General features: G+C 73.6%; 7 protein-coding genes. 6 read left to right on the top strand and 1 reads right to left on the bottom strand.

The window, feature by feature from the left end:
* Positions 1-132: 132 nt before the first annotated feature.
* From DT057_RS21715 to DT057_RS21700, 4 genes are all read left to right on the top strand, one after another.
* Positions 133-1,545, top strand: a complete 1,413-nt coding sequence (locus DT057_RS21715; protein ID WP_128564194.1) for an MFS transporter — start codon at positions 133-135, stop codon at positions 1,543-1,545.
* Between the two features lie 216 nt (positions 1,546-1,761).
* Positions 1,762-2,271, top strand: coding sequence for a DUF2243 domain-containing protein (locus DT057_RS21710; RefSeq protein WP_128564193.1), 510 nt, complete (start codon positions 1,762-1,764; stop codon positions 2,269-2,271).
* A complete protein-coding gene (locus DT057_RS21705) occupies positions 2,268-2,453 on the top strand; it encodes a hypothetical protein (protein WP_128564192.1) in 186 nt (61 codons plus the stop codon). The genes DT057_RS21710 and DT057_RS21705 overlap by 4 nt, the downstream gene beginning before the upstream one ends.
* Before the next feature lie 117 nt (positions 2,454-2,570).
* The gene (locus tag DT057_RS21700) at positions 2,571-4,754 is read left to right on the top strand and encodes a CHASE2 domain-containing protein (protein ID WP_128564191.1); all 2,184 of its coding nucleotides are present in this window, start codon (positions 2,571-2,573) and stop codon (positions 4,752-4,754) included.
* 53 nt (positions 4,755-4,807) lie between these two features.
* Here DT057_RS21700 and DT057_RS21695 read toward each other — a convergent pair whose 3' ends face one another.
* On the bottom strand, positions 4,808-6,316 hold the full coding sequence (locus tag DT057_RS21695; protein WP_162501463.1) for a Hint domain-containing protein: 1,509 nt from the start codon (positions 6,314-6,316) through the stop codon (positions 4,808-4,810).
* 278 nt (positions 6,317-6,594) lie between these two features.
* Between DT057_RS21695 and DT057_RS21690 the strand changes: the two genes are divergently transcribed.
* Together DT057_RS21690 and DT057_RS21685 are read left to right on the top strand one after the other, a co-directional pair.
* The gene (locus tag DT057_RS21690) at positions 6,595-7,365 is read left to right on the top strand and encodes a FadR/GntR family transcriptional regulator (RefSeq protein ID WP_128564189.1); all 771 of its coding nucleotides are present in this window, start codon (positions 6,595-6,597) and stop codon (positions 7,363-7,365) included.
* Positions 7,362-8,264 carry an NAD(P)-dependent oxidoreductase gene (locus tag DT057_RS21685; RefSeq protein WP_128564188.1) on the top strand — a complete coding sequence of 301 codons (903 nt, stop codon included), beginning with the start codon at positions 7,362-7,364 and terminating at the stop codon, positions 8,262-8,264. The genes DT057_RS21690 and DT057_RS21685 overlap by 4 nt, the downstream gene beginning before the upstream one ends.
* Positions 8,265-8,270 lie beyond the last annotated feature (6 nt).

Here is an 8,270-nt window from a genome sequence, read left to right as displayed (position 1 = left end):
GCCAAGTAGGAATGGCACACTCCCCCGCTTGCGCGGACGCGGCCGGCCGTCCCGGGTCAGGTGCGGCGCGCTTGCCAAGGCGACGCCGCGGACGCATTGAGCGGTCGTCCTCCGACGCGAGCGTGTTCCCGGATGTCCTCCCCAAGTCCCACGCCGGGCGCCCTCGTCCGCGACGGCCTGCCGCCGGCGCAGCGCGGACGGGCGATGGCCGCGGTGCTCACCGGCGTGGCGCTCGCCACCCTCGACACCGCCATCGCCAACACCGCGCTGCCCACCATCGCGGCCGATCTCGGGGTCGATCCCGGCGCCTCGGTCTGGATCGTCAACGCCTACCAGCTCGCCGTCGTGGCGACGCTGCTGCCGATCGCGGCCCTCGGCGAGATCGTCGGGCAGCAGCGGATCTACGTCGCCGGGCTCGTCCTGTTCACGGGCGCCTCGCTCGTCTGCGCCCTGGCCTGGACCCTGCCGACGCTCGTCGCCGCCCGCGTGCTCCAGGGCGTCGGCGCGAGCGCGCTGATGGCCGTCAACGTCGCGCTCATCCGCTTCATCTACCCGGCCCACCAGCTCGGGCGCGGCGTCGGGCTCAACGCCTTCGTGGTCGGGGTCGGCTTCGCGGTGGGCCCGACCGTGGCCTCCCTGATCCTCGTCGCCGCGCCCTGGCCCTGGCTCTTCGCCGTCAACGTGCCGATCGGGCTCGGGGCCCTGGCCCTGGCCTGGACCGCGCTGCCGGACACCGGACGCTCCGGGCACGGCTTCGACGCGCCCGGCGCGCTCCTCACCGCGGCCACCTTCGCGCTCCTCGTGCTCGGGCTGGGCGAGGCCGCCCACGAGGGTCCGCTCTGGCGCATCCTCTCGGAGATCGCCGGCGCCCTCGCCTGCGGCACGCTGCTCCTGCGCCGGCAGGCCGGCCACCCGGCGCCGATGCTGGCCGTCGATCTCCTGCGGCGCCCGCTCTTCGCGCTCTCGGCCGCGACCTCGGTGTGCTCCTTCGCGGCGCAGGGCCTCGCCTTCGTCTCGCTGCCGTTCCTGTTCCAGCACACGCTCGGGCGCTCGCAGGTCGAGACCGGCTTCCTGATGACGCCCTGGCCCGTGGTGGTGGCCCTGATGGCGCCCCTGGCCGGGCGCCTCTCGGACCGCTACCCGCCGGGTCTCCTCGGCGGGATCGGGCTCGCCGGCCTCGCGGTCGGCATGGGGTTGCTCGCGGCCCTGCCGGCGAACCCGGGCGTCGCTGACATCGCCTGGCGGATGGCCGTCTGCGGGGCCGGCTTCGGCTTCTTCCAGGCGCCGAACCTGCGCGCCATCATGACGAGCGCACCGCCGGCGCGTTCGGGCGGGGCGAGCGGCATCGTCGCCACCGCGCGCCTCCTCGGCCAGACGGTGGGCGCGGCGCTCGTGGCGGCCTGCTTCGCGCTCGCGGACGCGCACGGTCCGGCCCTGGCGCTGGGGCTCGGCGGCGCGTTCGCGGGCGTCGCGAGCGCGGTGAGCTTCCTGCGCCTCGCGATCCGCCCCGAGCCGGCGCGCGGGCCGGCGGAGCGCTCGGTCTAGGGATCGCCGGCGCGGCAGGTGGCCCCGGCCCCTCGGCGACCGGGCGGCACTCGGCCGGGGACGGCCCGGAGCCTTGCGGCCGCCGGAGGCGGGCCGGGGCGAGCGGTTCGCGGGGCCGCGACGGCGCCCGCATCCGCGCCCGTGCCCTATCCCAGGTTGTTGCGTGCGCCCCGCGACGCGGGAGGCTCCGCCGTCTCCGGAACAGGAATCGCCCCGATGGACGCCCCACCGCACGCACGATCCTTCCCGGTCTCGGCCGGCATCCTCTTCGGGCTGGGATTGGGCGGGTTCTTCGACGGCATCATCCTGCATCAGGTGCTCCAGTGGCATCACATGCTGAGCAGCTGGTATCCCGTGAACAACCTCCGGAACCTCGAGCTGAACACGCTCTGGGACGGGATCTTCCACTCCGCGACCTACGTCTTCGTCATCCTCGGCTTGTACATCCTGTGGCGCGCCGCGCACCGCAGCCACCTCGCCTGGTCCAACACGATGCTCGCCGGGACGCTGCTGATCGGGTTCGGCCTCTTCAACTGCGTGGAGGGCCTGATCGACCATCACCTGCTCGGCGTCCACCACGTCAACGAACAGGCGCCGCACAGCCACTGGCTCTACTGGGATGTCGGCTTCCTGGTCTGGGGTGCGGCGATGCTGGCGGCGGGCTGGCGGGTCCTGCGGGCCGGGCGCCGCGACATGGCCGCGGCCGCAGGAGGGCCGGGCGCGTGACGCGGCGGGGCGCCGCAGGGCTGATCGGCCGGGCCCGGTCGCCGCTCGCCATCCGGCTCGCCTTCGCGCTCGCCGTCCTGCTGGCGACGGAGCCGGTCTGGGGATTGCTCGCGTTCGGCTTCAGTCCGACCCTCGACGACCTCCTGGCCCTGCGCTGCCTCGGCGGGGACGGGCTGCCCTGATCCCCCTGCGGGACGAGGAGCGGGGCCGCCCCTCGCCCCGACCGCGGCGGGGCGGTTTCCGGCCTGCCGGGAAATGCTCTAGCATGGCGCGCCGGGCACGGCCGGGACGAAGCCCTGATGAACAGCAAATCGCTGCAAGTCGTCGTGGTCGCCCTCGCCCTCACGGTGCTGCTGTTCGGGGTCCGGCTCGCGGACCCGCAGGTCCTCGCCGCGTCGCGCGAGCGCGTCTTCGACCTGTACCAGCGCCTGTCCTGGACGGCGGCCCCGGTCCTGCCGACCGTCATCGTCGACATCGACGAGGCGTCGCTGGCACGCTACGGGCAGTGGCCCTGGCCGCGCTCCGTGATGGCCGACATGACGCGGCGCCTGTCCGACCTCGGCGCGCGCACCGTCGGGTTCGACATCATCTTCGCCGAGACGGACCGCGCGTCCGGGCGCCAGTTCGTCGACGGGCTGTCGGGCAAGGTCGACAGGACCCTGCTCGACGCCGTGCTGGCGGCGCTGCCGGATCACGACCTCGCCTTCGCGTCGGCGCTGGCGTCGGCCCACGCGGTGCTCGGGTTCGCGTCCCTTCCCGAGCCGAGGGGCTCGCTCCTGCCGCCCCGGGCGACGATCGCCTTCGCGGGCCCCGACCCGACCGCCGCCCTCGTGGCGGCCCGGGGCGGCGTCTCGCCGATCGCCCGGCTCGCGGCGGCCGCCGAGGGCCTCGGCAGCATCAGCCTGACGCTCGGCGCCACCGAGGGCATCGTCCGGCGGGTCCCGATGCTCTACGCCATCGGCGGGAGGATCTATCCGAGCCTCTCGCTCGAGGCCCTGCGGCTCAACGACCGCGCCGGCACGATCACGGTGCGCAGCGTCGAGAGCCCCGGCGTCGCGGACCGCGCGGCGGTCAGCGTCATCGCGCTGCGCACCGGATCCCACACGATCCCGGTGACGGGGTCGGGCGAGATGTGGGTGAGGTTCCAGCGCGAGCGGGCCGACCGCTACGTTTCGGCCGCGGAGGTGCTGGACCCGGAGCGGGCGCCGGCGCTGCGGGACCGGATCGGCGGCAAGGTGGTCCTCGTCGGCACCTCGGCCGCCGGCCTCCTCGACCTGCGGGTGACGCCGCTCGGCGAGCAGGTGCCGGGTGTCTCGATCCACGCCCAGGCCATCGACCAGATCATCGGCCGCGACTTCCTCGAGCGGCCCGACTGGGCCGACGGCTTCGAGCTCTGCCTGACGCTCGTCGTCGCCCTGGGCATGACGCTCCTGCTGCTCAGGCTCGGCGCCAAGTTCTCCTTCCTGGTCGGCGGCGCGATCACGGCGAGCATCCTGGCCGCCTCGTGGACGGCGTTCGCCCAGTTCGGCCTCCTCGTGGACCCGACCTACCCGGCCGTCGCCGGCCTGATCGTCTACGTCGCCGTCAACGGCCAGCTCTACATCGCGACGGATCAGCAGAAACGCTTCATCCGCCAGGCCTTCTCGCAATACATCGCCCCGGCGCTCGTCCACCGGATCGAGCAGCATCCGGACGCCCTCAAGCTGGGAGGCGACATTCGCGAGCTGTCGATCCTGTTTCTCGACATCCGGGACTTCACCGCGTTGTCCGAGACCCTGACCGCGCCGCAGCTCATCACGTTCCTGAACCGGCTGTTCACGCCGATCTCCGACATCATCCTCGAGGAATTCGGCACCATCGACAAGTATATCGGCGACTCCGTCATGGCCTTCTGGAACGCGCCGGTGGACGTCCGCGACCACGCGGCGGCGGCCTGCCGGGCCGCCCTGCGGGTGCAGGCGGCCGTGGCCGCGATGAACGCGACCGACGCGCTCGGCCTCGAGGCCACGGCCTACCGGGGCCGACCGGTGCGCATCGGCATCGGCATCAACACCGGCGAGGCCTGCGTCGGCAACATGGGGTCCGAGCAGCGCTTCAACTACTCGGCCGTGGGCGACGCCGTGAACGTCGCGGCCCGCATCGAGGCGAGCTGCAAGAGCGTCGGCGCCGACGTGCTGGTGTCGGCCTCGACCGCCGCGATGCTGCCGGGATTCGCGCTCCTCGAGGTCGGCGAGACCGGCCTGAAGGGCAAGTCCTCGCGGACCCGCCTCTACGCCCTCGTCGGCGACGAGGGCGTGGCCGCGAGCGCGTGGTTCCGGTCCCTGGCGGACGAGCATGCAGGGCTGCTGGCCTCCGCCGCGGAGGGCCGCCGGCCCGCGCTGCACCGGGCGCTCGCGCGCTGCGAGGCGGCCGCCCCCCACCTGGCGGCGTTCTACCGGGCGCTCGGCGCGACGCTCGCGACGGCGGAGGTCGAGACGACGTGAGCAGGCATCCGCGCCGGGCGGGGACGCCCTCCTCCCCGCACCGGCAGGACGGCTCAGGCGTCGGCCGGGGACGCCGCCTGCGCGGCGCGGATCCCGGGCGCGGCGGCCTCGTCCCGCAGGGCCTCGGCCCGCGCGGCGAGGCGCGACCGGGCGGCGCCCGCGGCGTCCTCGCGCGGGGCGCGCGCCAGGACGGACCGGCGCAGGCGCTCCTTGGCCGACTGCCACCGTCCCGGGTGATACGCGTACCGGGCGCAGGGCGCGAACAGCTCGTGCTCCGAGGCCGGGTGGCGGCGCCGGAACCCGTCGACGTTGTCCCAGTGCTGACGCTCGCCCTCCTGCTGGGGGAAGAAGGTTTCGACCGGAACGTCGTTCGCGAAGATCACCGCGTGGTGGTCCAGCTCGATGTTGAAGTAATCGAGGTGGAGGCCGGAATAGTCGATCCGCCGGATGGTGCGGCCGTTGACGAGGCACCCGGCGGGGATCAGGCGGCCGTCGAGGGAGAGGCTGTGCTCCGGCGAGACGACCAGCGCGCGGCTCGGGATGCCGGCCGCGATCGCGTCCGGCTCGATCAGGACCGGCATGACGGCGTCCGGCCAGGGCTGCCCGGGCGCGCGGCGGAAATGCTGCCGGGGCACCCAGCGGATCCGCGCCGCCCCTTGCGCCGTCACGACCTCGTCCCCGGGGCGCAGGGTCTCGATGCTCCGCTCGCCGGTCCGCGTGCGGATGCCGGTCCCGCGCACGAAGCACTGGGCGCCCCCCGCGCCGCCCGACGAGGGGCCGCGCTCGAACAGCCCGCCGAGGGTGAGCACCGCGTCGACGTCGAAGCCGGACCGGGGTCCGCCCGCACCCGGCAGCCCGCCGGAGGCCTCGCGCTCGGGGGCCGTCCGGGCGCCCGCGGGTCCGTCTGCGGCCAGGTCCGGGCCGCCCCTCGGCGTGGTCCCGCTCCCCTCCGCGCTGCGCACGCCGAGGTTCGGCGAGGTCCGGAGCAGCTCGGCCCGGCCGTCCTTCCAGAAGCGGACGGCGTTCAGGATGTCGGAGGCCTCCACCGACCGGCACACCGGCGCGACGGTGCTGCAGGCATGGAACGCGCCGTGCAGCGCCTGCACCACCGTGAAATCCTCGTTCGCCACCATGTGGATGACGGTGCCGCGGATGCCGAGCGTCGCGTGGGGCGTGCGCAACTCGTACTTGTCGGAGGTCTTGGGGCCGCCTGACGCGAGGCGCATCGCACCGGTCAGCAGGTTCAATACAACCTGCCCAATTGTCTGGTCAGGATTATAGACGAATTTATCGAGTTTGACCTCGGAATTCGGGTACACCGTCAGGGTCGTGCGGTCAACGAAGCGCAGCGTGATCGCCCCGATCTGATGTGTTCTGATGATGTTATCCTGATAGACTTGCGATCCCGGCTCCAGATAGACAGTGTTCTCCAAGGACTCGCTCTGGACGGCAGGTATGACGACCTCGGCGCTGCCGATCTGCGGGGCTTTCGCGCAAGCGGGACTGACCGCGAGGGCGAAGGTCGCGGTGGCCAGGCAGTTCAGGGCCATCCCCTTGTTCATGAGCCGCTTCCTCGCCCGGTCGGGCATCAGACTGATCCCAGTCTTCGAGATCCTGCGCTTGTCATCGGAGTCCACATCATCCCGCCAGTAACCCGAAGGTCTGTGGCGGCTGCTGCCGTCCTGGCGGGTGCGGCAACTTGCCAGACTTCGGGCAGCGCGCCAAGTTCTTGCGCGGACGCGGTCCGGCCGCGGCGGCCGTGGGCCGCGGCGGCCGGGTTGACAGGGCGCTGGTGGCCCCCGTATTGGTCTGACCAAGGTCATCAGAAGTGATCGTCGGGATGGAAATCACGCGCGCCGACGAGGGCCGCACCGGGTTCGAGGCCGTGTTCGCGTTCCTGCGGGAGCGCCTTCTGGCCGGTTCGCTGCGACCCGGCGACCGCCTCGTCCCGGAACGGGAGCTCGCCGCCCAGCTCGGCGTCAGCCGCCCCGTCGTGCGCGAGGCGCTGCGGGCCCTGAACGCCCTCGGCATCGTCGAGATCCGCGACCGCTCGGGCACCGTGGTCCGCCGGCCGGACGTCAGGGTCCTCAACGATTTCTTCACCTTCGCTCTCGCCCAGCAGGCCGACGTCGCGGACGACCTGATGCAGGCCCGCATCGCGGTCGAGTGCCAGGCCGTCCGGCTCGCCTGCGAGCGGGCGAACGTCGCCGACCTCGAGCGCCTGCGGGCGGCGCTCGGCCGGATCGACGCGACGATAGACGATCCGCAGGCCGGGGGCGCGGCCGATTTCGCGTTCCACCGGGCCATCGTGACGGCGGGGCATTCCGACACGCTCGGCGTCCTGCACGACGCCATGGCGGCCGTCCTCATGCGCTCCCACGTCGACCGCCGCGGGCTCGTGCGCGCCGACGGCGCCATGAAGGCCTACCTGATCGAGGACCACCGCCGGATCTTCGAGGCGGTCGCCGCCCGCGATCCGGCCCGGGCGGACCGCGTCCTGCGCGGGCACTTCGCCATCGGCGACGATTTTCGGCGCCAGGCCGCGGTCGGCCTGCCCCCCGGCGCGGGCGCCACCCCGCCGTCCACCCAGGAAGAAGGACCTGAACCATGACGCGCGAGGGAGAAGCGGGAAGCGTCGGCTTCATCGGCCTCGGCACGATGGGCCGCGAGATGGCCCTCAACCTCGTGCGGGCCGGCCACCGGGTCCGCGGCTACGACGTCCGCGCCGAGGCCGTGGCAGACCTCGCGGCGCACGGCGCGGCGGCGGCCGCGAACCCGGCCGAGGCCGCGCGGGACGCCGACATCGTGGTCACGATGCTGCCGGACACCCCCCACGTCGAGACCGTGGTCTACGGCGAGGCCGGCCTTCTGCGCGCGCCGCCCCGCGGCCGCCTCGTCGTCGACATGAGCACCATCTCGCCGGTGGCGGTCCGGCGCATGCACGCGGACCTGCGGGCCGAGGGGATCGATCTCCTCGACGCCCCGGTCTCGGGCGGGCCGGCCGGCGCGCGCAACGCCGCCCTCACGATCATGGCCGGCGGCGACGCCGCCGCCTTCGCGCGGGCCGAGCCCTTCCTGCGCGCCATGGGCACGACGATCACGCATGTCGGCGCCGCGGGCGCGGGCCAGGCCGTGAAGCTGTGCAACCAGCTCATCTGCGGCATCAACATCCAGGCCGTGTGCGAGGCGCTGGCGCTGGCGCGGGCGTCGGGGGTCGATCTCGACCAGCTCCGGCAGGTGCTCCTCGGCGGCTCGGCGGCCTCGTGGATGCTCGACAAGCTCGGGCCCGCGATGATCGCGGGCGACGTCGCGGCAGGCTTCCGCATCGACCTGATGCTGAAGGACCTGCGCCTCGTCCTCGAGCAGGCCGGCGCCCTCGACGTGCCGCTCCCGGCCACCGCCCTCGTCACGAGCCAGTACATCGAGGCGCGGGCCCACGGCGAGGGCCGGAACGGCAACCAGGCGTTGTTCCGCGTCTACGACCGCATGACGGGCCGGGCGGCCGGCTGAGGCGAC

It is taken from the genome of Methylobacterium crusticola (assembly GCF_003574465.1).
In the GTDB taxonomy this organism is placed as follows: Bacteria; Pseudomonadota; Alphaproteobacteria; order Rhizobiales; family Beijerinckiaceae; genus Methylobacterium; species Methylobacterium crusticola.
The sequence above is the reverse complement of the archived record's forward strand: the minus strand, read 5'-3'. Positions and strand labels throughout refer to the sequence as shown.